The sequence below is a fragment of the Leisingera daeponensis genome (assembly GCF_019801465.1).
GTDB classification, from domain to species: Bacteria; Pseudomonadota; Alphaproteobacteria; order Rhodobacterales; family Rhodobacteraceae; genus Leisingera; species Leisingera daeponensis_A.
The window spans coordinates 53,284-75,447 of the sequence record NZ_JAHVJA010000015.1 but is presented as its reverse complement, the minus strand read 5'-3'; the positions used below and the strand labels follow the sequence as shown (position 1 = coordinate 75,447).

Here is a 22,164-nt window from a genome sequence, read left to right as displayed (position 1 = left end):
GTCGTTGACTACCTGCCTGATCTTGCGGAGCAGGTGCCGCGCGGGGATGCGCTCTTCCAGATCGACATAGCTGAAAAGCGATCCGCTTACTTCATCCGTCCCGCGCATCATCACCCCCCCCGCCGAATTTGTGCTGAGGGTGAATCATGTTCCTCAGACCGCGTCGAGAGCCAACTTCTTCAGCAGCCTGCTAAATGCGCGATCTATCCCATACTGCAAACCAAGTCCTTTTTTTGGCAATGCCGTTCGACCACTACGTGACAGATCGTAAGGCGTGCAGGCAAAGCCTTGGACAGATGTCAGCGCAAGAGCAAACGCAGCAGCCTCACAATATTGTATGTGTATGCATGTAATAACTCTTTGACAGGAATATGCTCGAAAGGAGAGGCGCTCGCACCAGGACATATCTCATTAACAGCTATCTCTACTGCTTGCGCCGGAGATGTGTCGCGCAAAAGAGATTTGCGGGCGCCATTTCTCATCGCTCGTTTTTTGGACCACGCTTGCCTGGAAACATCACGGCAGTGCAGCTGGATGCGGCAGCGAAGGCAATCGCACCAGTCAAGCTCGTCACAAACGACTGGCATTAAGCAAAAAAAGGGCAGAAACGCTGTCGCCAGGCCGCAGCGGAAATCAAGCCCAGTACACGACCCGCCTGCCCACACGCGCCAGCCCCTTGCGGCCCGGCGCGCTGCGCAGGCCGGAAACCCGCCGCTTGCGGAAACCGATGCGCTCGATACGCACAGCCAAGCGGTAGCGCCAGAAGCCAAGCCTCTTGGAAGCTTGCAAATACATGTATATCTTGTTTAGAAATGCTTCACCGGAAGCACGAAGCGGCATTCAGACCGCGCGCAGCAGGAGAGAGAACATGACTGCAGCCAATGCACTGGATGGCCTGGGCGCCATGATCCTGTCGGGAAAGGTCGAAGTGGTGGACTGCTCCGGCACCTTGGGCCCCGAGACGCCGATCCTGCGCCTTCCAGAAGACTTCGCCAGGAACACGCCCAAGGTCGAAATCCACAAAATCAGCGAATACGACGAGGACGGCCCGTTCTTCGCCTGGAACTGGATGGTTCTGGGCGAGCACTCGGGCACTCATTTCGACGCCCCACACCACTGGATCACCGGCAAGGATTACAGCGACGGCTATACCGACACGCTGGACGTGCAGCGCCTGGTGGCGCCGGTAAACGTGATTGACTGCTCCAAGGAGAGCGCGGGAAACCCGGACTTCCTGCTGACCGCAGACCTGATCAGGGCATGGGAGGCAGAGCACGGAGACATCAGCGAGGGCGAATGGGTGGTGATGCGCACCGATTGGGACAAGCGCGCGCACGACGAAGAGGCCTTCCTGAACGCCGATGACACAGGCCCGCACAGCCCCGGGCCGACCCCAGATGCAGTCGAATACCTGCTGTCGAAGAAAATCGCCGGCTGGGGCAGCCAGTGCATCGGCACCGACGCTGGCCAGGCCGGCGGCATGGAACCGCCCTACCCGGCCCACAACCTGCTGCACCGCGACAACTGCTTCGGCCTTGCTTCTCTTACCAATCTGGACAAGCTGCCGCCCAAGGGCGCGCTGCTGATCGCGGCCCCGCTCAAGATCAAGCGCGGCACCGGCAGCCCGATCCGGGCCCTGGCCCTGGTGCCGCGGAGTTGAACCTGGCGGGCACCGCGCCCCACAGGGCGTCCGGGACCGGCAACAATGGCCGGGCAGCCGACCCGGCCTGAAGCCGACAGAAAGGATGAATGCATGACGGCAGAAAAAACCGCCCCCCCGCACGCACCTGCAAAAGAGAACAAACCCTTGCCGCGGCTGGGAGAAATCGGACTGGAAAACTTTCCGCCCTACCTGATGAACCGCATCATGGGCCGCTACAACGCGGCCCTGCGCGCGGAAATGGCCGCACATGGGCTGACCACCGCCAAGATGCGGACACTGGCGGTTCTCTCGGTGCTGGACGGGCTGCTGATCCGCGACCTGTCCGTCTATGCCGTGGTGGAGCAATCCACCCTCAGCCGCGCCCTTGACGCGCTGGAACGCGACGGTCTGATCGAACGCAAGACCGATCCCGACGACAGCCGCGCCACCCGCATCTTCATGACCAGAAAAGGCCGGGAAACCCACGAGGGGCTCTGGCCGCACGTGGCAGAGGCCTGCGCGCAGATGTTCAAGGGCATCGAGCCGTACGAACAGCGCGCCTTTACCGCCACGCTGCAGAAGATCCTGCGCAACGTGCGTGTGAACCAGTTTTAATCCCGGAAACCTTTCTCTTGTAAATCCACGGAGGCGCCAATGGCCGAACGATCATTCAAGGCTGAGGTCGAGCATCTGCGGAAGGGGGCGGGCAGCACCTTCACCGGCGAGGGCATTCTGGCCATCACCAAGGCGCTTCTGGAAAACGGTGTCGGCTACGTCGGCGGCTACCAGGGGGCGCCGATCTCGCATCTGATGGATGTGCTGGCCGATGCCGAGGAACTGCTGGGCGAGCTCGGCGTGCGCTACGAAGCCAATGCTTCCGAGGCCGCCGCCGCGGCAATGCTGGCAGCTTCCGTCCATTACCCGATCCGCGGCGCGGTCACTTTCAAGGGCTCGGTCGGGGTCAACGTGGCCTCGGATGCGCTGGCGAACCTCGCCTCCTCCGGTGTGACCGGCGGCGCGCTGGTGATCGTCGGCGAGGATTACGGCGAGGGCTCCTCGATCATGCAGGAGCGCTCCTATGCCTTTGCGATGAAGTCGCAGTTCTGGCTGCTGGACCCCCGCCCCAACCTGCCGTCGATCGTGAAGTCTGTGGGCGACGGCTTTGCCCTGTCGGAGGCGTCGAACACGCCGGTGATGCTGATGGTGCGGATCCGCTCCTGCCATGTGACCGGCAGCTTCGAATGCCGCGGCAACCTGCACCCGCCGCTCACCGTGCGCGATGCCCTGTCGAACCCGCAGCGCGATTTCAACCGCGTGGTGCTGCCGCCGATGTCCTACCAGCACGAGCAGGACAAGATCGAAAACCGCTGGCCCGCGGCAGAGAAATACATTCTCGACAACGGCCTGAACGAGCGTTTCGGGCCGAAGCAGGGCAAGGCCGGGCTGATCTGCCTGGGCGGCATGTACAACAGCGTGATCCGCGCCCTGCAGCGGCTGGGGCTTGCCGATCTCAGCGGCAACACCGAGGTGCCGCTCTACGTGATGAACGTGGCCTACCCGCTGGTGCAGAGCGATCTTCTGGATTTCTGCGAGGGCAAGGACGCGGTCCTGATGGTGGAGGAAGGCCAGCCCGAATTCATCGAGCAGCAGCTCGGCGCGATGCTGTTCAAGGCGGGCAGCCAGACAAAGCTGGAGGGCAAGGGCATCTTCCCCAAGGCGGGTGAATACACCGGCCAGGTGATGATGGACGGGCTGGATGATTTCTTCCGCAAATACGCCGCCCACCTGCTGCCCGGCCAGGTGCGCGCCCCCAATGCGCCCGCGCCCGAGATCCCGGACCTGAGCCAGACCGTGCCGATCCGCCCGCCGGGGTTCTGCACCGGCTGCCCGGAGCGGCCGATCTTCGCCTCGATGAAGCTGGTCGAGCAGGAGCTGGGCAAGCACCAGATCTCCGCCGACATCGGCTGCCACCTGTTTGCCGCGCTGCCCCCGTTTGAAATCGGCGGGCAGACGATGGGCTACGGGCTGGGCCCTGCTTCGAACGCGGCCTTCGACGGCGGCGGCAAGAAGCGCGCGATCTCGATCCTGGGCGATGGCGGATTCTGGCACAACGGGCTCAGCAGCTCGATCGGCAACATGGTGTTCAACAAGTCGGACAGCGTGGCGATCATCGTCGACAACTATTATTCCGCCGCGACCGGCGGACAGGACATTCCGTCGAGCCGCGCAAAGAACGCCAGCAAGTCGACCAACAACCCGATCACCAAGGCGCTGGAGGGCGCCGGCGTCAAATGGATCCGGCAGATCGACCGGACCTATGACGTCACCCGAATGCGCGCCACCATCCGCGAGGCGCTGACCACCGATTACGACGGGCCCAAAGTGATCGTCGCCTCCTCGGAATGCATGCTGAACCGGCAGCGGCGGGAAAAGCCGCAGCGCAACAAGGCGATCAAGGACGGCGCGCGGATGGAGATCCCCCGCTTCGGCGTCGATGAGGACGTCTGCACCGGCGATCACGCCTGCATCCGGCTTTCGGGCTGCCCATCGCTGTCATTGAAAAAACTGGACGACCCGCTGCGCGATGATCCGGTGGCCCATATCGACCAGTCCTGCGTCGGCTGCGGCAACTGCGGCGAGGTGGCCGATGCGGCCATCCTCTGCCCCTCGTTTTATGAGGCGCGCGTGGTGCATAACCCAAGCGGCTTGGAACGCTGGGCGGCCGGATTGCGCAGCCGGGTGATTCTTTGGCTTCAGACCCGCCGCGCGGCGCGGCGCCTTACCTTCGACGGCACCGCCTCCGGGAGGATTGCACAATGACCATCGAATTGCCGCTCGCAGCCCGCCCGGCCGAGCCGGGCCAGCAAAGCGTCATCAAACTGGCCGTTCTTGCCGTCGGCGGCCAGGGCGGCGGGGTGCTGACCAACTGGATCGAGGCCCTCGCCCGCAGCCAGGGATACAGCGCCCAGGCCACCAGCGTGGCCGGCGTCGCCCAGCGAACCGGGGCCACCATCTATTACATCGAGATGGCGCCGGGCAGCGTGGCGCAGCCGGTGTTCTCACTGGCGCCGGCCCCGGGCGACGTCGATGTGATGATCGCAGCGGAGATGATGGAAGCCGGCCGCGCCATCCTGCGCGGCTTCGTGACCCCGGACCGCACCACGCTGATCGCCTCGATCCACCGGGCGCTGGCCGTCTCCGAGAAGATGGTGCCCGGTGACGGCATCGCCAATGCCGACGAGGTGCGCGCCGCCGCGGAAACCGCGGCCAGGAAGCTGGTGATGGCCGACATGGACAGCGCCGCGGTGCGGGCGGGATCGGTGATCTCCGCCTCGCTGTTCGGCGCCCTGGCAGGCTCGGGTGCTCTGCCCTTCCCCCGGTCCGCCTTCGAAAAGGCAATCCGCGCCAGCGGCAAAGGGGTCGAGGCCAGCCTGCGGGCCTTTGCCGCCGGTTTTGACCTGGCGGAGCAAGGCGAGCGGCCGGAAGCGGCGCCCGCCATGGAGGCCCCGGCAGAGCCCCAAGGACCGGGCAAAACCCTGCGCGCCTGGAACGCGCTGGCGGCGCGGGTTTCTCAATTGCCCGCCGCGGTGCAGGAAATGGCCGTTCCGGGTTTGCGCAAGGTGGCGGATTTTCAGGACACGGCTTACGGGGCCGAATACCTGGACCGGCTGCAGGGCGTGCTGGATCGCGACAGCGCGGACCTGGGATATGAGCTTAGCCGCGAGGCGGCGAAATACATCGCTAATGCAATGGTCTATGATGACGTGATCCGTGTTGCCGACCTCAAGACCCGCAGCAGCCGCTTCGGCCGTATAGAGAGCCAGATGGGGTCGCAGGACAAGCTGATGACTCTCACCGACTACCTGCACCCCCGTGCCGAGGAGATCGCAGGCCTGCTCCCCGCCCGCCTGGGCGCACGGGTGGAAAGCAGCCCGAAGTGGATGGCCCGCCTCGACAGGCTGTTCAACAAGGGCCGCCGCATCCGCACGGACAGCCTGCGCGGGTTCCTGATGCTCTATCTTCTGGGCGGCTTGCGCGGCTGGCGCCGCCGCAGCCTGCGGCACGCGCAGGAGCAGGCGCATCTGGACCAATGGTTGGACGCCGCGCTCGGGCACCTGCCGCAGTGCTATGGCATGGCGATCGAGGTGATCCGCTGCCGCCGCCTGATCAAGGGGTATTCTGACACCCACGCCCGCGGCCATTCCAAATTCGACAAAGTGATGCAGGGCGCCCGCATGGTGGCAACCCGCGAAGATGGCCCGCAATGGGTGGCCCGCCTGCGCGAGGCTGCCTTGCAGGACGAAACGGGGGCAGCCCTGGACGGCGCCCTCAAGACCATCCGGAGCTTCGCCGCATAGCTGGCCCGGGCCGCCCGGCGGGATCCCGGCTGCGCACCGCGGCGGCCCGGAACCCGGCCGCTCCTGCGCCGGGCAAGCAGCGCCGGGGCCGTGCACGGGCATCCGTGCGGCACCCCCGGAAAAGCCGCTTTCCGCCGTTCCGGCGCGGTGCGGATGCAGGCAAACCCGAATCACTTGGCCCGTCAGCCGCCCGAAACAGCTGCCCCTTTGGACTTTTTTATGCGTTTACATATAAACTTACTTGAAGCTTAAAACTTCACACTTGAAGGTGAGACAGCCTGGACCTAGGCTTTTTCAAGGGCGCCCGGAAAAACAAGGGACTGCAAACCGCCCGGTCTGCGCGCCGCCACACAGCCAGGGAGACCGACATGACCATCCGTACACTTGCCGCCGCCGCCCTTCTGGGGGCCACCACGCTCACCGCCGCTTCCGCGCAGGCCGGGGAGGTCACGCTGAAAGCGGTGACTGCCTTTGCAACCGGAACAACTTTTTCCCGCGATTTCGAAGCCTTCGTTGATTGGGTGAACGAAAACGGCGAGGGGGTCGTGCAGATTGACCTGCTCGGCGGCCCCGAAGCCGTGCCGCCCTTTGAACTAGGCAACGCGGTGCAGTCGGGGATTGTCGACATCGCCAACAACACCACCGCCTACTACCCGAACTTGCTGCCTGCAGGCGATGCGCTGCACCTGGCGCAGAACACCATTCAGGACCAGCGCGCCAATGGCTGCTACGAGCTGATCGACCAGATGCACCAGGATCAGATGGGTGTCAAATACCTCGCCCGCGTGGGCGATCACATGAATTATCATCTATATCTGACCAAGCCCCTGGAAGGACCGGATCTGACAGGGCTGACCATCCGCACCACGCCGGTCTACCGCGCCATGTTCGAGAAACTGGGCGCCACCCTGGTGCGCACGGCACCGGGCGAGGTCTATACTGCGCTGGAGCGCGGGGCGATCGACGGCTACGGCTGGCCCAGCCAGGGCGTGCTGGACCTCGGCTGGCACGAGCAGACCGCCTACCGCGTTGACCCCGGCTTCTACCAGGTGGACGTGAACTTCCTGGTGAACCTCGACAGCTGGAACGGGCTCAGCGATGAGCAGCGCGCCCTGCTGGAACAAGGCGCCGCCTGGATCGAAGAGCAGAACGCCGAGAACATCGCCCGCAACGCAGCCGAGGCCAAAGCCCAGGCCGATGCCGGGATCAAGACCATCACCTTGGAGGGCGAGAAGGGCAAACTGTGGAGCTCGACCGCCCAGGCCGAAGGCTGGGGCGAAGTGACGAAGACAGACCCGCAGCTGGCGCAAAAGCTGCAGGCCTGCCTGCTGAAGTGACGGGACGGGGGCGGCCCGGCGCCGCCCCGCTTCCTCGCCCATGACCCGCTTTGACCGCAGTTTCGGCATCCTGCTCACCGGCCTGGCCGTGCTCAGCGCTGCCATCCTCGCCGCGATCACCCTGGTGATCCCGCTCAATGTCCTGTTGCGCAACCTCGGACTGCCGGTGATCTACGGCGCGCTCGACGCCATCGAATACGGGCTGATGGCGGCGGCCTTCCTCGGCGCCCCTTGGGTGCTGCGCCAGAATGCCCATGTGCAGGTCGACCTGATCACCCACGGCCTGCCGCCGCGCGCGCGCCGTAAGGTTGTGCTGGCCGCCTGCCTGCTGGGCGCGGCCACCTGTGCCGTCTTGGGATGGGCCGGGCTGCAGGCGCTGATGCAGTCCTTCTCCCGCGGCTCCATGGTACGCACCGCCTTCACCTTCCCGGAATGGTGGACGCTGACGGTGCTGCCGCTGTCGATGGCCCTGTGCACCCTTGAATTCCTGCGCAAGATCTTCCGCCCTGCGGCGGAGGACGTGCCGCTTTCCGGCCTCTGAAAGGACTGCCGATGGACTGGATCCTTACCCTGTCGCTGATGCTGGGCGGCCTCGCCGCGCTGCTGCTGATCGGGCTGCCGGTGGCCTTTGCCTTCATCACCGTCACCATGATCGGCGCTTACGAGGTGCTGGGCGGCGACCGCGGCCTGCTGCAGCTGGCGCGCAATGCTACCCAGTCAGTGGCGAATTTTCAGATGGCACCGATCCCGCTTTTCATCCTGATGGGAGAAATCCTGTTCCAGACCGGCATCGCCCACCGCGCCATCGACGCGATTGAGCGGGTGGTCACACGGGTGCCCGGGCGGCTGTCGGTGGTCACCGTGTTTGGCGGCACCATCTTTGCGGCGCTATCGGGATCGACCATAGCCAATACCGCCATGCTGGGATCGACCCTGATGCCGGGAATGTTGCAGCGGGGATATCACCCGACCATGGCGATGGGGCCAATCATGGCCTCGGGCGCCATTGCCATGCTCATCCCGCCGTCGGCGCTGGCGGTGCTGGTCGGCAGCCTGGCGGGGATTTCCATCGCCGGCCTGCTGGTGGCGGGCGTCATGCCCGCGCTGCTGCTGGCGGCGGCTTTTGTGGTCTACATCGTGGCCCGCAGCCTGCTCGACCCCAAGGCGGCACCGCCCGACGATCTGCCGCAGATGACCCTGGGACAGCGCTGGCGGCCCTTCCTGATCTATGTGGCGCCGCTGTCGGTGCTGTTCGCCGTGGTGATCGGCAGCCTGCTGCTGGGGTTCGCAACGCCAACGGAATCTGCCGCGCTCGGCTGCCTGGCCGCGCTCGCCACCGGCGCGGCCTACCGGTCGCTGTCCTTTGAAAAGATTGGCAGGGCGCTGATGGAAACCGTGAAGCTGTCGGTGATGATTCTGTTCATCATGGCCGCCAGCCAGACCTTTGCCCAGGTGCTGTCGTTCAGCGGTGCCACCAATGGGCTGATCAAGGCGATCAACGCGGTGGATCCGACCCCCACGATGGTGATGATCGGCATGATCGTGATCCTGCTGCTGCTCGGCTGCTTCGTCGATCAGGTCTCGATGCTGATGGTGACCGTGCCGGTGTTTGTGCCGTTGGCAGCGCAGATGGGCATCAACGACCTGGTGCTTGGCGTTGTCTATCTGCTGACCATGGAGATCGGCCTCTTGTCTCCGCCCTTCGGGCTTTTGCTCTTCGTGATGCGGGGGGTCGCCCCCGAGGGCATCGGGATGAAGCATATCTATGCCGCTGTCACGCCCTTCTTGGTGATCAAGCTGTCTGTGCTGGCACTGATTGTGTGGCAGCCCGCCGTAGGTACATGGCTGCCGGGGCTGATGACGAAATGAGATCGCGACCGCAGGCCGACACAAGTGCTATGTTTTTAGACCTTGTTGGCAAGATGGGTTCACATCATCAAGCTGGCATCTGCGATGGAGACCAGCTTCTCACAAGACTTGATGTCAGACGAGGTATGTGGGCTCGACTTCCGCAAATGCGTGCGGCTTGTCGAGCGCCTTTCGGAATCCCTTTATGGCGCGATAAAGGGCTCAATGACAGTGGTCTGTGTCACCCCGTAGTGCCAATGTCGCGGGAGACAAATGAGAAAGTGTGGACCGCCGCAGGGGCTGGCATATTGCCCCTGACTGCGCTAGAAATTTTCCTGAGGTCAGCGACTTCAAGGAGAAACCAGCGGCTCGGCTAACCACATTTCGGAGCTGTTTTCATAGCTATACAGGATCATGTGGCCAAACATATGAAAACGCGCTCTGGCAGCTTGCTGCGTGAGGTGTGAATAACTGGTTGTTAAAGCAGAGGCGGTTCTCCTGGGCGGGCTTGGATTGGCCGTGGCGCGGGAAGCAGCAGTAGTTGCAAGGGTATCATGCAACCGTTTGGGCCAACTCAAAACTGAACGTCCCGGCTACGCTACGCTTGATGCGCTTGCCATACCTTCGACCTCCGGGCTGTTTCTGTCGTGGTCATAGGGAACCAAAGCCAGCATCAAATCACGCATTTCGATCTTACCTGCGACCTGCCCCTCTCGGAGGACACTTACCGAGACATCCGCGCGCCCGCCTGCTGTTTTGATGACAGTTTCAAGAGTGTCCTGCCAGTCGACTTCTCCGGCGACGGGTCCCGCCGGAGCCCCCGCAACGGCAATTGTTCCGGCCCGCAGAACACGCGCGCGGTTGATGTCACCAACAAATGCTTCGATATAAGGATCTCCCGGATTCATCACAATCTCTTGCGGAGAGCCTTGCTGTACTACAGCACCGTCCTTGAGGATCACCAGATGGTCGGCAAGCTTCAGCGCTTCATCCAGGTCATGTGTAATGAAGATGATCGTTTTGTGCAGTTCAGTTTGAAGTTCAAGAAGCAGATCCTGCATATCTGTTCGGATCAACGGATCAAGTGCCGAGAATGCTTCGTCCAACAGCATGATATCGGTATCTGCGGTCAGCGCCCGAGCGATGCCCACACGCTGCTGCATCCCGCCTGAAAGCTGATTGGGATAGCGGTTTTCGAACCCGGACAATCCGACCCGGTCAAGCCATTTGCGCGCTTCTGCCTCCCGCCTTTCCCGCTCGACTCCCTGAATACGCAAAGCAGTTGCCGCATTTTCCATTACAGTCTTGTGTGGCAGTAGGGCGAATTTTTGAAACACCATGGACATGGACGTGCGCCGCCTACCGCGGAGGCTAACCTGGTCCAGAGCCATGACATCCTGCCCATCCAGCAGGATTTCTCCAGCAGTTGGCTCGATCAGGCGGTTCAAGTGCCGAATGAGGGTTGATTTCCCCGACCCTGACAGTCCCATGATGACGGAGATCTCTCCGGCTTGCATGTCGATGCTGATGTCCCGCAGCCCCAGCACATGCTGGTGCCGTTCCAGGAGCTCCGGTTTGCCGACGCCCTGATCCCGCACCAAGGGCAGAACGGCTTTCGGGTTTGCGCCGAAAATCTTGTACAAGTTCCGGACCTGAATTTTAGGTGTCGTCATTTGTGTCAATCCGTCTTGTGCGTTGGGTCAATGCGTTGCAGTGCTGCTTTGGAACAGCGGTCCAGCACCACTGCCAGCAAGACAATACCGAAGCCAGCGACCAGTCCAACGCCCAGTTCCAGGTTGCGGATGCCTCGCAGCACGAGCACGCCGAGACCGGGAGCGGATACCAGGGAAGCAATCACCACCATTGCAAGGCTCATCATGATCGTCTGGTTTACCCCGGCCATGATATTGGGCAGGGCAAGCGGCAGCTGCACGCCATAGAGTTTTTGCCGATCCGTCATCCCGAACGCGTCGGCGGCCTCGATCACATCCTTGTCGACCAGCCGGATACCCAGATCGGTCAGCCGGATCACAGGCACAATCGCGTAAAGGATGATGGCGATGCCATAGAGCTTTGGCTCGGTCACGGAAAACAGAAAGATCAGCGGGATCAGGTAGACGAAACTCGGCAATGTCTGAAGCATGTCGAGGACTGGGAGCATAAACTTCTGCATCTGGTCAGACCGGGACATCATGATGCCTACCGGCACACCGAACAATACACTGAGTCCAGTGCAAACAAATATGATCGACAGCGTCTGCAAGGCGACCTCGAGGTGGTCAATCAATCCGAAAAACAGGAATACAGCCGCGACAAATGCGGTGATGCTCAATGTGCGCGTGGCTAGCCAAGTCGCCAAGATCAAAAGCGGGATCAGAAACCACCAGGGTGTGGTCATGAAGGCAAATAGCGCTCCTTCCAGTATCCACGACAACGGCTGTGTCAGCGGGTCAAGGATGAACTTGAGGCTGTCCTTGATGGAAAGGAAACCTTGCTCGACGCTGATGGTCATGTCCCGGGTTTGGGGAATAGCGTTGCAGGCCTCATGAAGCGCATCCAACGAAGGAAACGGGAGTGTGCCGGATCTATCCGCATGGCCTTCTTTGGTCTGTGCTAGCAATTGGGCCATGCTCATTGGCGAATCCGCCGCATCGGCATCGCACCAGCCGCGCAATCCCAACCAGTCAAACAGTTTCTCGTAGCTCGTCACGCTTTGGCCCCTTAACTGATCTTCATTTAAGCGTGCCCCAAGGCACTGATTACCGGGACACGCTCATTCCTTGCTTTATTTCAGGATCGCGGACAGCTTTGAGCGGGCGTCGTCGTTCAGCCAGTCGCTCCACTGATCCTTGTTGTTTGTCAGGAAGTACACAGCGCCTTCCTCGGCAGAGGCATTGTTGTCTTCCATCCAGGCGAGCACCCCGTTCATCTGGTCGTTGGTGAAAGAAATGTTCGACATCAATTCGGCGATTGCAGGTTCGCGCTGCTGAAAATCGGCTGTCGCAGCCGTTTTGACCGCCGCACTCGGATAGGCTGAGACTCCTGGTTCTGCACAGTCGTTGGAGCCGTTACAGGTATGCGTTTCAGCATCATGCACGCCAATATCAACTAGGACCATCGGGTATTTGCCCAGAACAGCGGTTGGAGCCCAATAGAAACCGAACCAGGGTTTCTGGTCTGCATAGGCCGCCGCGATAGCCGTGGCCAGCGTTTCGCCCGATCCGTGATTGAACACCTCGATCCCCTTGCTCTCCATATCAATGGCACGGTTCATGTTGTCATTGACGGTTCGGCAGCCCCAGCCATCCGGGCAATTGTCAAACCGGCGGCCGACGAGATCGGGGTTGGCCAGAATGCCATCCAAGGTTGCCGCTTCGGGGTGCGCATCAACCACATACTGCGGCACCCACCAGCCTTCGATCCCACCATCCGACAGGACGTCAGCCAGTTCGACCAGCTTGCCGTCTGCGACCAGTTTTGCATAGGCCGGAGCGGTATTGACCCACAGCTCGGTCAGGATATCCGGCGTGCCGGTTTCGGCCACCGACGTCAAAGCTGTCGGTGTCGAGGAGGGAACAGTTGTGACAGTGCAACCGTAACCCTGTTCCATCAGGAATTTCGCAACCGAAGTAACCACGTTTGCTGACGCCCAATCCATTTGCGTGATTGTCACGTCACCGCAGCCTTCGGCCCAAGCAGGCGCAGCAAGGCCCATGGCAAACGCGGATGTCAAAAGCAGTCTCTTCATTTTTTCCTCCCAAATTTTGGCCTGGCGCCGCCAGAGGCCCAATCTGCCGTGATTTGCAACGCTCCCACAGCTTCCTGACATGGAAGACAAATATTCAATTGATACGATCAATTATGAACATTATTATCAAAATATAAGATTTGTGTGATGCAGATCTTAAGAAAGAGAGATTACATGCCCCGTCATTCAGCCCCTAAAGATCTCAGCCTCAAGTGGCTGGAGCTCTTTCAGATATGCGCACAGAAAGGATCGCTTCAGGCGGCATCCGAGGAAACCGGCCTGACCATCAGTACCGTGTCTCATCATCTGCGCAATCTGGAGGATCACCTTGGGGTCGAGTTGTTTAACCACTCCCGCAGGCCGATGGTGCTAACCCCGAAGGGACAGGCTTTTCTACGCAACATTGATGACGCGTTGTACGCTATTCGCAAGGCCAAGGCCGAAGCCTCGGCTGGAAGTATTGCAGACGCAAGTTATCTGAGGATCGGCACGATTGAGGATTTCGACAGCGATATCATACCGGAACTGGCAGTCTTCCTGTCGAGAAACATGTCGTCCTGTGACTTCATGTACCAAACGGATTCCAGTCACGCGATTATCGAGATGCTGCGCAACCGGCATCTCGATTTGGGGATTACGACCACGCCGGATGAAAAGCTGCGTGACTTGCAGGACCGTCCATTACTGCGAGATCCGTTTGTTGTAGTCCTTCCGCGCTTCAGTGAGCATTCTCTGGCGGAAATTGTCGAGGGACGCACCAAACTGCCGTTCTTGCGGTTTTCAAGCAACCTCATCATAGCACGGCAGATTGAATCGCAGATGCGGCGTCTGGGATTGACGGCTCCTTCCAATTTCGAATGCAGCAACAACCAGACACTGATGGCCATGGTCGCAGCAGGGGCCGGATGGACCATCACTACCCCCCTGCTGTTTTCACGGGCAAAACGATTCCAACAAAAACTGACGATGCACCGCTTTCCAGGCAAGAGTTTTTCACGCACATTGGCCGTTGTCGCGACACCCGATTGCTCCAGATCAGTTCTGGAACTGATTGACAGCAAAATGCGGAGCTTACTTCGCGAACAGGTTATTTCAGCGCAGATTCAGCATATGCCATGGCTTTCCGACAGCTTCAAACTGGTAGACTGATGCCGGAGTCAGGACACTAGGATGTTGAACCGGGACCGGATTTCCTGCTCTTGCTGTGGGGTAAGATAGGCCGGGTTGTGGCTGCTCAATATCTCACGGGCTTTGGTCTTGGCACGCCCCCAGGCATCCTGAGCTCCGTTTTCAGCCCATGTGCGCGGTTCGTTGCGGTCTGCAAGTGTTGGATAGAAGTAGTCGCGCTCCATCGCGGCGTATGTGTGCTGACCGCCTAAAAAATGGCCCTCTTCCAGAACAGCGTTGCAAATGGCCTCGAACCCCAGATTCTCATCTGTCACCTCGATCCCGCGTAGTGCGCGGTAAGTGTTCGAGTGCATTTCGTCATCCAGAACAAAGCCCTCGAAACTTGCCCCCAACAGAGATGCGGTCATGCCGGAACTTTCATAGATCAGGTTCCCGCCCGCCAGCGCCGCCGCTATCGACGTGATGCCTTTTTCCATGCCGTACTGAGCATCAATGGCCTTGGCGTCAGTCATCGAACAGGCCACCCCTGACGGCAAGCCCAGCCAGTTCGACAGCTGCGCCGAAGCCGCGTTCAGCACTGCCGTCTCACCGCTGCCCCCGGAAAACGCGCCGGTGCGCAGGTCAATCACCAGCGGCCAGTTGGAGAACACCATGGGATAGCCGGGCTGAATGGCGTGTACCATCAGCAGGCTGCCAAGAGTTTCGGCAAGCGACTGCGCCAGAAAGCCGGCCAATGTGGCAGGTGCGGTCGCCCCCGCCTGCGCGGCGGTGATGCAGGAAATCGGAATGTTGTGCTTGATGCATTCATAGACAACGTCGACCGCATCCTCGCCATAGCGCATCGGCGAGATCATCGGGCTGATATGGGCCTTCATGAAGGGGCGCTTGGAAAACTCTCCCGGTCCGCCTGCCGCGATATCCAGCATTTCGACGATCGGGGCGACATATTCCGCCAGGGTGAAGGATGTTGCGGTCGGCTTGGTGGTGTTTTTCAGCAGCGCAAAAACAGTGTTGACGTCCAAGTCGTAGTTGTCGGGCACGTCAGTCGCCACACAGCAACGCGTGAACCAGCTGACATTGGCCAGCGTGTCCTGAAGCCGTGTGAAGTCATGAAGATCTTCCAGAGTGGACGGGCGGTAGATCCCGCTGTCCATATCCAGCGTCTGTACAGCCGCGCCACCGGTGCCGAAGTACACTTTGTTGCCACCGACCTCGATCGAGCGTTCCGAGTCGCGGCCATGCAGGGTAAAGGTCTTGGCAGCCTGATCAATTGCCTCTTCGACCAATGCTGGCGGGAACAGGACCCGTCCTTTGCCATTGTCGATGGCACCAATGGCCAGCAAATCAGCGTGCAGTCTGTCCGGCACTTCGCCGATGCCGAGTTTTTCGAGCAAGTCGAGCGCAGTATCGTATATGCGCCGTAAATCAGAATCGCTGAGTGGTTTGTATGTGCCGCCAATCTGGCCAGGGGGGCACGGGTCCACTGCAGGCTTTGCCGCTCGCTGCGCCAGACGCTCAAGGCGTCCACCTCTTTTTCCACGCTGTCCAGCCATACCAAATCCTTTGAAGCAGGTGTTACAGCGGTGATCCAGGGGCTTTGATGGCGTTTAGTGCAATCTTCACCGCCGTTATTTTAAAAAATCGCACTTTGAATTCGAAGTTTTATGAAAACAGGGCCATGAGATTGCCCGGAGCGGCAATCTGGAGCCGTATCTGTCTCAAACTGTTTCGGAGGCGCTCTTCAATGAAATCCCGCACCAAAGTTGTGGTTATCGGCGGCGGCATCGCCGGCTGCTCCACTCTCTACCACCTTACTCAGGAAGGCTGGAGCGACGTCGTTCTGGTCGAACGCAACGAACTGACCAGCGGCACCACCTGGCATTCAGCGGCACAGGTGACGAACTTCGGCATGAACCAAACCATGGTGGGCCTCAAGACTCATTCGATCAATCTGTATAAAGAACTCTCCGAGAGCCCTGAATATCCGATCAACTATCATCATGCCGACGGCGGAATCCGCCTAGCGAATACTGAAGCGCAGATGCAGGGCTACCGCCACTTCGCTTCGATGGCGCGGGGGATGGGGGCCGATTTTGAAGTGATCGATGCCGAAGAATGCGCCCGCCGCCACCCGCTGATTTCGACCGCGAACCTGCTGGGCGGGCTTTGGGACCCGCTGGATGGCGACATTGATCCGGCGCAGCTTTGCCAAGCGCTGGCCTATCACGCGCGCAAGGCCGGTGCCGAGGTCTACCGCAACACGCCTGTCACCGCACTGACCCAGCACAAGGATGACACCTGGACCGTGCATACCGAACAAGGGGGCATCGATTGCGACATCGTTGTCAATGCCTGCGGATACCGCGTGAACGAAGTGGCGGCGATGATGGGTGTTCACCACCCCGTGGCTTCGATGGAGCACCAATACTTCCTCACCGAGGATATGCCGGGGATTGCCGAAGCCGGGCACCGGATGCCGCTGCTGCGCTGCCCGATCAGTGACTACTACAGCCGGCAGGAGAAAGGCGGGTTGCTTGTCGGGTTCTATGAGCAGGATTGCAAAACCTGGGGCATGGACGGCATCGACCCGAATTTTGTGAATGCCTTGTGCCCGGACGACCTGGACCGCGTGATGGACGTGCTGGCCGGCGCCTTCGAAAGAATGCCTGCACTGGAAGAGACCGGCATCCGCTCCATCGTCAACGGCCCGATCACCTATACCATCGACGGCGCGCCGCTCGTGGGGCCGATCCCGGGCAAGCGCAACGCCTTCTGCATTATCGGGTTGCGGGCAGGTCTGGGTGAAGGCGGCGGTCACGGCTGGCTGCTGGCGCAGCAGATCGTGCATGGCGAAGCCTGCTATGACACCTGGTGCATTGACCCGCGCCGGTTCACCGGCCACACCAACGTCGAACTGACCTCGCTTAAGGCGATTGAAGACTACCAGAACGAATTCCGGTTCCATTTCCCCCATGAGCACCGCCCCGCCGGACGCCCAGCCAAAACAACCCCTCTGACGCCGATTCTTGCCGCCGAAGGGGCCGAGTTCACCGTTGTGAACGGCTGGGAGCGGATGGACTACATCAAGCCGTCTCCTGAGTTCCATCCCACGCTTAGCTTCAACTTCGACGAAGCCTTTGGCATCGTTGCAGATGATGTGAAGAACGTGCAGGAAAATGTCGGCCTGTGCGAAGTCAACGGCTTCAACCGGTTCGAGATCACCGGCGCCGACCGCCATAGCTTCCTTGACCGCATGTTTTGCGGCACTGTCACCAAGCGCGACGGCCGCGTTGGCCTGGGCTATTTGCTGAACCACCACGGTATGGTCAAAGGCGAGGCCACGGTGGCCAACCTGCCTGCGTCGGACCGTGGTCCTGCGCGGGTCTGGTACGGTTCTGCTGCCGCCAGCGAATACCACGACATGGACTGGCTGACCCAGCACATCGGTGAAGACGAGGACGTCCAGATCCGCTCGCTGACCAATGAACAGACCATCCTGGTTCTGGCAGGTCCGAAGGCGCGCGATGTGCTTTCGGGCTGCGCCCGCGGAGACTGGTCCAAAGAGGCCTTTCCCTGGCTGTCCGTCCGCGAATGTTTCATCGGGTTTGCGCCCGCCACGGTGATGGGCGTCAGCTTTTCGGGTGAACTGGCCTACGAAATCCACATCCCCAATGCCTCGCTCTATGCTGCCTATCTCGCATTGCGCGAGTCAGGAGAAGCCCATGGCCTCAAACTGTTCGGTGCAAGGGCGGTGGAATCGATGCGTATGGAAAAAGGTTTCCTGCACTGGAAGGCCGACATTCTTACCGAATTCGACCCCTATGAGACCTCGCTGGATCGTTTCGTGAAGATCGACAAGGGCGATTTCATTGGCAAAGGGGCCCTGCTGAAACGTAGGGAAGAGGGCCTTCGCAAAAAGCTGGTCACTCTGAAAGTGGACGCAACCCATGCTCCGGCCCATGGCGGTGCCTCGTTGATGCAAGGCAGCAAGGTCGTGGGTACCGTGACCTCCGGCGACTGGGGGCACCGGGTGGGCATGAATCTGGCCTATGCCTTTGTCGAACCGCAGCTGGCGGGCGAAGGCAACAGGATGCAGCTGGATATGTATGGCGACATGGTAGAGGTCGAAGTCATCGCTCCGTCGCCCTATGACCCCAGCTACGAACTGATGCGCGGTTGATCCAGTCATGAAGGCCGTCCGTGTCACAATCCTGGCAGAGCAAGGTTTTGTCCCGACCGAGCTGGCGTTGGTGGTTGATGTTCTGCGCATCGCCACACGGCTTGGGTCCGGTGTCCGCTTTGAACATCAGGTTTGCACGGCACAGGATGACAGGCTGGTTGAAGGATTGGGGGGCAGCTTGGTGCGTGCCGTCCCATTCCAGACCGGCTGCACCGCCCTGCCAGACCATCTTCTGGTCTTGGGCGGGGCGGGCATTCGCTCGGCCTTCCGTGGCCTCAAAGGACGTTTGTCCTTGATGGAGCGCATGGGAGTCGGACTCACACTGCTGTCCGACGCTGCAGCCGAGTGGAAATGCCTGCATCCCGATACAGATCACATTACCACCCATTGGGAAAACCTGCAGGTGGACAGGGACGCAGGAAGCTCGACCGAGAGCCGTTTGCCCTTGTTTACTCAGAAAGCGCAAGTCGCGACGGGGGCCGGCATGGCGTCAACAGCGGATTTAGTGTTGACGCGGATCGTGGCACCGCATTCGCTGTACCTGGCCCAATCTGTCGCACATGTGCTTTTGATAGGCGACATTCGTGATGGCGCGGCCAGTCAGCCGCGCAGCGAAAATGATGTGATGTCCCTGCGCCACGGCAAACTCGAACCCATCATCGCCGCCATGGAAAACGCACTCGAGACCCCCCTCTCGATAGCAGAACTGGCGGAAATTGCAGGTTTTTCCGTTCGTCAGATGGAACGCAAGTTCAAAGCTCTAATTGGCCGGAGTCCTGCATCATATTATAGGTTTTTGCGCTTACGCCGCGCGAAAGCTCTGGTTGAACAGACCGTATTGCCCATTACCGAAATTTCCGTGGCCTGCGGTTTTGGAAGCCCATCGAGCTTCGCAAAAAGATACATCCTGGAATTCGGGATTTCCCCTTCCAAGCGGCGGGTTCAACTGTCTGTAGGCCCGTACCGGCATCAACTTACCTCTGAAAATCAAGGATCATGCCATGCATCTCTCCCGCTTTCCCCGGGTGCACCTCGCTCATTTGTCCACACCGCTGGAGCCCATGAAACGCTTGTCCAAGGAGCTGGGGGTTGATCTCTGGATCAAACGTGACGACTGCACCGGTATGTCGACTGGCGGCAACAAGACCCGCAAGCTTGAATTCCTGATGGCCGAGGCTCTGGAACAAGGTGCGGATATGGTGATGACGCAAGGTGCGACCCAAACCAATCACGGCCGCCAGACAGCTGCATTTGCCGCAAAGCTGGGGCTGAAATGCCATATCCTGCTGGAGGACCGGACCGGGTACCAGGACGGCAACTATAACTCCAACGGAAACGTGCTGCTGGACCACTTGCATGGCGCCACGACCGAAAAGTTCCCCGGAGGCCACGACATGCCCGCCGAGATGGAACGCGCAGCCGAAAAAATGCGTGCCAAGGGCCATAAGGTCTATGTTATTCCCGGCGGCGGATCCAATCCGACCGGTGCTCTTGGCTACGTGAATTGCGCATTTGAGCTGCTGTCCCAAGCCAATGATGCCGGATTGAAAATCGACCGGGTCGTGCATGCGACCGGATCGTCTGGCACCCAGGCAGGGCTTGTAACCGGCATGTGTGCCATGAACAGCCAAATCCCCGTGCTGGGCATCGGAACACGGGCGCCCCAGCCGAAACAGGAACAGATGGTCTATGACCTCGCCTGCAAGACCGCTGAAAAACTGGGTTGCCAAGGCGTAGTCAAGCGCGAAGACGTGATGGCCAACACCGACTACGTCGGTGAGGGTTATGGCCTGCCAACCGACAGCGGCATCGAAGCAATTCGAATGTTTGCCGAGCTTGAGGGCATCCTGCTTGACCCCTGCTATTCTGCCAAGGGTGCGGCCGGGCTGATCGATCTGGCCCGCAAGGGGGTGTTCAAAGACGAGCGAGTGGTGTTCCTGCATACCGGCGGCGCAGCAGCTCTGGGCGGGTATGACTTCGCCTTTGATCACGCAAACCGTTGGGTCAACCTGTAGTCATGGGGGACATCGTGGCCCGCAAATTCACCGGAGCTTTTACGCAGCAGGCAGCTTTGCCTGCTGAGGCGATGCAGGCCGCGATGTCCGTACTGGAAAGCGGCCGGCTGCACCGCTACAATCTGTTGCCGGGTGAAACCGGCGACGTGGCGGCACTGGAGGCCGAATACCGCGACTGGCAAGGCAGCTCTTATTGCCTCGCGGTCACCTCGGGCGGCCAGGCCTTGCAGATCGCCATGCGCGCCTGCGGCGTTGAACCGGGTGATGTTGTTCTGACCAATGCCTTCACGCTAGCCCCGGTGCCGGGTGCCATCGCCGCTGTCAGCGGCCGAGCCGCACTCGTGGAAATCAACGAAAACCTGCGTCTGGACCTCGGAGACCTTGAACGAAAGATTGCCCGGACCAGTGCGCGTTTTCTATTGCTGTCCCATATGCGCGGTCACCTGTGCGACATGGAAGCCCTCATGCGTATCTGCGACAGTGCCGGGATCACGGTGATCGAGGATTGTGCCCACACGATGGGGGCGCGCTGGAACGGGAAACGGTCGGGGAACTTCGGGAAGGCCGCTTGTTTCTCGACACAGACATACAAACACATGAACTCGGGCGAAGGCGGGTTTCTGACCACTGATGACGCCGGGATCGCCGCTCGTGCGACGATCTTGTCGGGCAGCTACATGCTGTATGAGCGTCACGGCGCTGGTCCTGTACCTGGGACATTTGCTGAAGCCCGCTATCAGATGCCAAACTGTTCCGCCCGGATGGATGCCCTTCGCGCGGCTATTCTGCGCCCGCAACTGGCCCGGATCGAAGAAAGCATAAGCGCCTGGAACGCGCTCTATGCCGCTACCGATCAAGGTCTTGCAATTTCAGACCGGATCAAAACCATTGCGCGCCCTGCTGCGGAAACACCGGTGGGGTCGTCAATCCAGTTCCGCCTGCCGGGTTTCGGCGCTGCGCAATGCCAAGCCTTGCTGGCCGCTGCAGCAAAGCGCGGTGTCGAGTTGAAGTGGTTTGGAGGATCTGAGCCTGTTGGCTTCACTTCGGCCCACCAAAGCTGGCGCTATATGGACGCCCAGCTCTTACCGCGCACCGACAGTGTGCTGGCCACGCTGTTTGATATGCGCTTGCCGTTGACCTTCAGCACAGGTGACTGCGCCTTCATTTCCGAGCTGATCTGCGAAGCGGTGGATGAGGTAACGTCATGACGCGCCGCGTCGTTGGAATCTTAGGCGGCATGGGGCCGGAAGCCACCATTCTTCTGCAACAGCGACTGCTGAAGAAAGTCGATGCGCATGATGACGCGGACCACCTGCCGCTGTTGATTGACATGAACCCGCAGGTTCCCTCGCGGATTGCGCATCTGATTGAGAAACGAGGTGAAAGCCCCGGCCCTGTTCTGGCCGAAATGGCTCAGAGGCTGGAAGATGCGGGGGCTACTGCGCTGGCCATGCCTTGCAACACGGCCCATCACTATGTGCCTTACATTTCCGTTAAGACTACAGTGCCCTTGCTCAATATGGTGACACTCTCTGTCGGCGCCGCCGCACGCCGCTTAAGTCCAAAGAGCAAGATCGGCATCCTAGCCTCTCCCGCCGTCTATTTCTCGCGTGTTTTTGAGGATGCGTTGAAAACCGACAAATTTTCAGCGCTTTGGCCCGAAGATATCGATAAGATGCTGATTGCCATCAAGATGGTCAAGGCGGCAGGCCCGGTGCCGGAAGCGCGGAGCATTCTGGCGGACGCGGCAGCCGAACTGACCCGGAAAGGCGCGGACATGCTGTTCATCGCCTGCTCCGAATTTTCCCTGATGTCTCATGATTTGATCGCGGAAGTGCCTTTCATCGACACTGTCGATGTTCTGGCCTCTGCAATTCACAGCCACATCACCAACGAAGCGAGCTGATC

The 22,164-nt window shown here is 60.4% G+C and carries 18 protein-coding genes; 13 read left to right on the top strand and 5 right to left on the bottom strand.

Annotation, left to right across the window (positions count from 1 at the left end):
• Window positions 1-633 precede the first annotated feature (633 nt).
• A complete protein-coding gene (locus tag KUV26_RS21155; protein ID WP_222509893.1) occupies window positions 634-795 on the bottom strand; it encodes a hypothetical protein in 162 nt (53 codons plus the stop codon).
• A gap of 73 nt (window positions 796-868) precedes the next feature.
• Between KUV26_RS21155 and KUV26_RS21150 the strand changes: the two genes are divergently transcribed.
• From KUV26_RS21150 to KUV26_RS21120, 7 genes are all read left to right on the top strand, one after another.
• The gene (locus KUV26_RS21150) at window positions 869-1,660 is read left to right on the top strand and encodes a cyclase family protein (RefSeq protein ID WP_222509892.1); all 792 of its coding nucleotides are present in this window, start codon (window positions 869-871) and stop codon (window positions 1,658-1,660) included.
• Between the two features lie 93 nt (window positions 1,661-1,753).
• The gene (locus KUV26_RS21145) at window positions 1,754-2,257 is read left to right on the top strand and encodes a MarR family winged helix-turn-helix transcriptional regulator (RefSeq protein WP_222509891.1); all 504 of its coding nucleotides are present in this window, start codon (window positions 1,754-1,756) and stop codon (window positions 2,255-2,257) included.
• Between the two features lie 39 nt (window positions 2,258-2,296).
• A complete protein-coding gene (locus KUV26_RS21140; protein WP_222509890.1) occupies window positions 2,297-4,462 on the top strand; it encodes an indolepyruvate ferredoxin oxidoreductase subunit alpha in 2,166 nt (721 codons plus the stop codon).
• Window positions 4,459-6,000 carry an indolepyruvate oxidoreductase subunit beta family protein gene (locus KUV26_RS21135; protein WP_222509889.1) on the top strand — a complete coding sequence of 514 codons (1,542 nt, stop codon included), beginning with the start codon at window positions 4,459-4,461 and terminating at the stop codon, window positions 5,998-6,000. The genes KUV26_RS21140 and KUV26_RS21135 overlap by 4 nt, the downstream gene beginning before the upstream one ends.
• Window positions 6,001-6,368: 368 nt before the next feature.
• On the top strand, window positions 6,369-7,337 hold the full coding sequence (dctP, locus tag KUV26_RS21130; protein WP_222509888.1) for a TRAP transporter substrate-binding protein DctP: 969 nt from the start codon (window positions 6,369-6,371) through the stop codon (window positions 7,335-7,337).
• 40 nt (window positions 7,338-7,377) lie between these two features.
• Entirely contained in the window at window positions 7,378-7,878 is a 501-nt protein-coding gene (locus KUV26_RS21125; RefSeq protein ID WP_222509887.1) for a TRAP transporter small permease, read from the top strand.
• An 11-nt stretch (window positions 7,879-7,889) separates the two neighbouring features.
• Entirely contained in the window at window positions 7,890-9,206 is a 1,317-nt protein-coding gene (locus KUV26_RS21120; RefSeq protein WP_222509886.1) for a TRAP transporter large permease subunit, read from the top strand.
• Window positions 9,207-9,778: 572 nt separating this feature from the next.
• Here the strand turns inward: KUV26_RS21120 and KUV26_RS21115 are convergent.
• The 3 genes from KUV26_RS21115 to KUV26_RS21105 form a co-directional block, all read right to left on the bottom strand.
• Window positions 9,779-10,858, bottom strand: a complete 1,080-nt coding sequence (locus KUV26_RS21115) for a glycine betaine/L-proline ABC transporter ATP-binding protein (protein WP_222509885.1) — start codon at window positions 10,856-10,858, stop codon at window positions 9,779-9,781.
• Window positions 10,859-10,863: 5 nt separating this feature from the next.
• Window positions 10,864-11,895, bottom strand: coding sequence for an ABC transporter permease (locus tag KUV26_RS21110; protein ID WP_222509884.1), 1,032 nt, complete (start codon window positions 11,893-11,895; stop codon window positions 10,864-10,866).
• Between the two features lie 75 nt (window positions 11,896-11,970).
• Entirely contained in the window at window positions 11,971-12,933 is a 963-nt protein-coding gene (locus tag KUV26_RS21105; protein WP_222509883.1) for an ABC transporter substrate-binding protein, read from the bottom strand.
• 174 nt (window positions 12,934-13,107) lie between these two features.
• Between KUV26_RS21105 and KUV26_RS21100 the strand changes: the two genes are divergently transcribed.
• Window positions 13,108-14,082: a LysR family transcriptional regulator gene (locus tag KUV26_RS21100; protein WP_222506556.1), complete on the top strand. Its 975-nt coding sequence runs from the start codon at window positions 13,108-13,110 to the stop codon at window positions 14,080-14,082.
• Between the two features lie 8 nt (window positions 14,083-14,090).
• On the opposite strand, the gene KUV26_RS21095 is transcribed toward KUV26_RS21100, so the two are convergent.
• The gene (locus tag KUV26_RS21095) at window positions 14,091-15,614 is read right to left on the bottom strand and encodes a trimethylamine methyltransferase family protein (RefSeq protein ID WP_222506557.1); all 1,524 of its coding nucleotides are present in this window, start codon (window positions 15,612-15,614) and stop codon (window positions 14,091-14,093) included.
• A 191-nt stretch (window positions 15,615-15,805) separates the two neighbouring features.
• Between KUV26_RS21095 and KUV26_RS21090 the strand changes: the two genes are divergently transcribed.
• From KUV26_RS21090 to KUV26_RS21070, 5 genes are read left to right on the top strand one after another with little or no spacing between them, the layout of a single operon-like run.
• Window positions 15,806-18,241, top strand: a complete 2,436-nt coding sequence (locus KUV26_RS21090; RefSeq protein ID WP_222509882.1) for an FAD-dependent oxidoreductase — start codon at window positions 15,806-15,808, stop codon at window positions 18,239-18,241.
• Window positions 18,242-18,248: 7 nt separating this feature from the next.
• Window positions 18,249-19,334, top strand: a complete 1,086-nt coding sequence (locus tag KUV26_RS21085) for a GlxA family transcriptional regulator (RefSeq protein WP_222509881.1) — start codon at window positions 18,249-18,251, stop codon at window positions 19,332-19,334.
• Window positions 19,243-20,256 carry a D-cysteine desulfhydrase gene (locus tag KUV26_RS21080; RefSeq protein ID WP_222509880.1) on the top strand — a complete coding sequence of 338 codons (1,014 nt, stop codon included), beginning with the start codon at window positions 19,243-19,245 and terminating at the stop codon, window positions 20,254-20,256. Before KUV26_RS21085 ends, KUV26_RS21080 begins: the two co-directional genes overlap by 92 nt.
• Before the next feature lie 14 nt (window positions 20,257-20,270).
• Window positions 20,271-21,464, top strand: a complete 1,194-nt coding sequence (locus KUV26_RS21075) for a DegT/DnrJ/EryC1/StrS family aminotransferase (protein ID WP_315900160.1) — start codon at window positions 20,271-20,273, stop codon at window positions 21,462-21,464.
• A complete protein-coding gene (locus tag KUV26_RS21070) occupies window positions 21,461-22,162 on the top strand; it encodes an aspartate/glutamate racemase family protein (protein WP_222509878.1) in 702 nt (233 codons plus the stop codon). Before KUV26_RS21075 ends, KUV26_RS21070 begins: the two co-directional genes overlap by 4 nt.
• Window positions 22,163-22,164 lie beyond the last annotated feature (2 nt).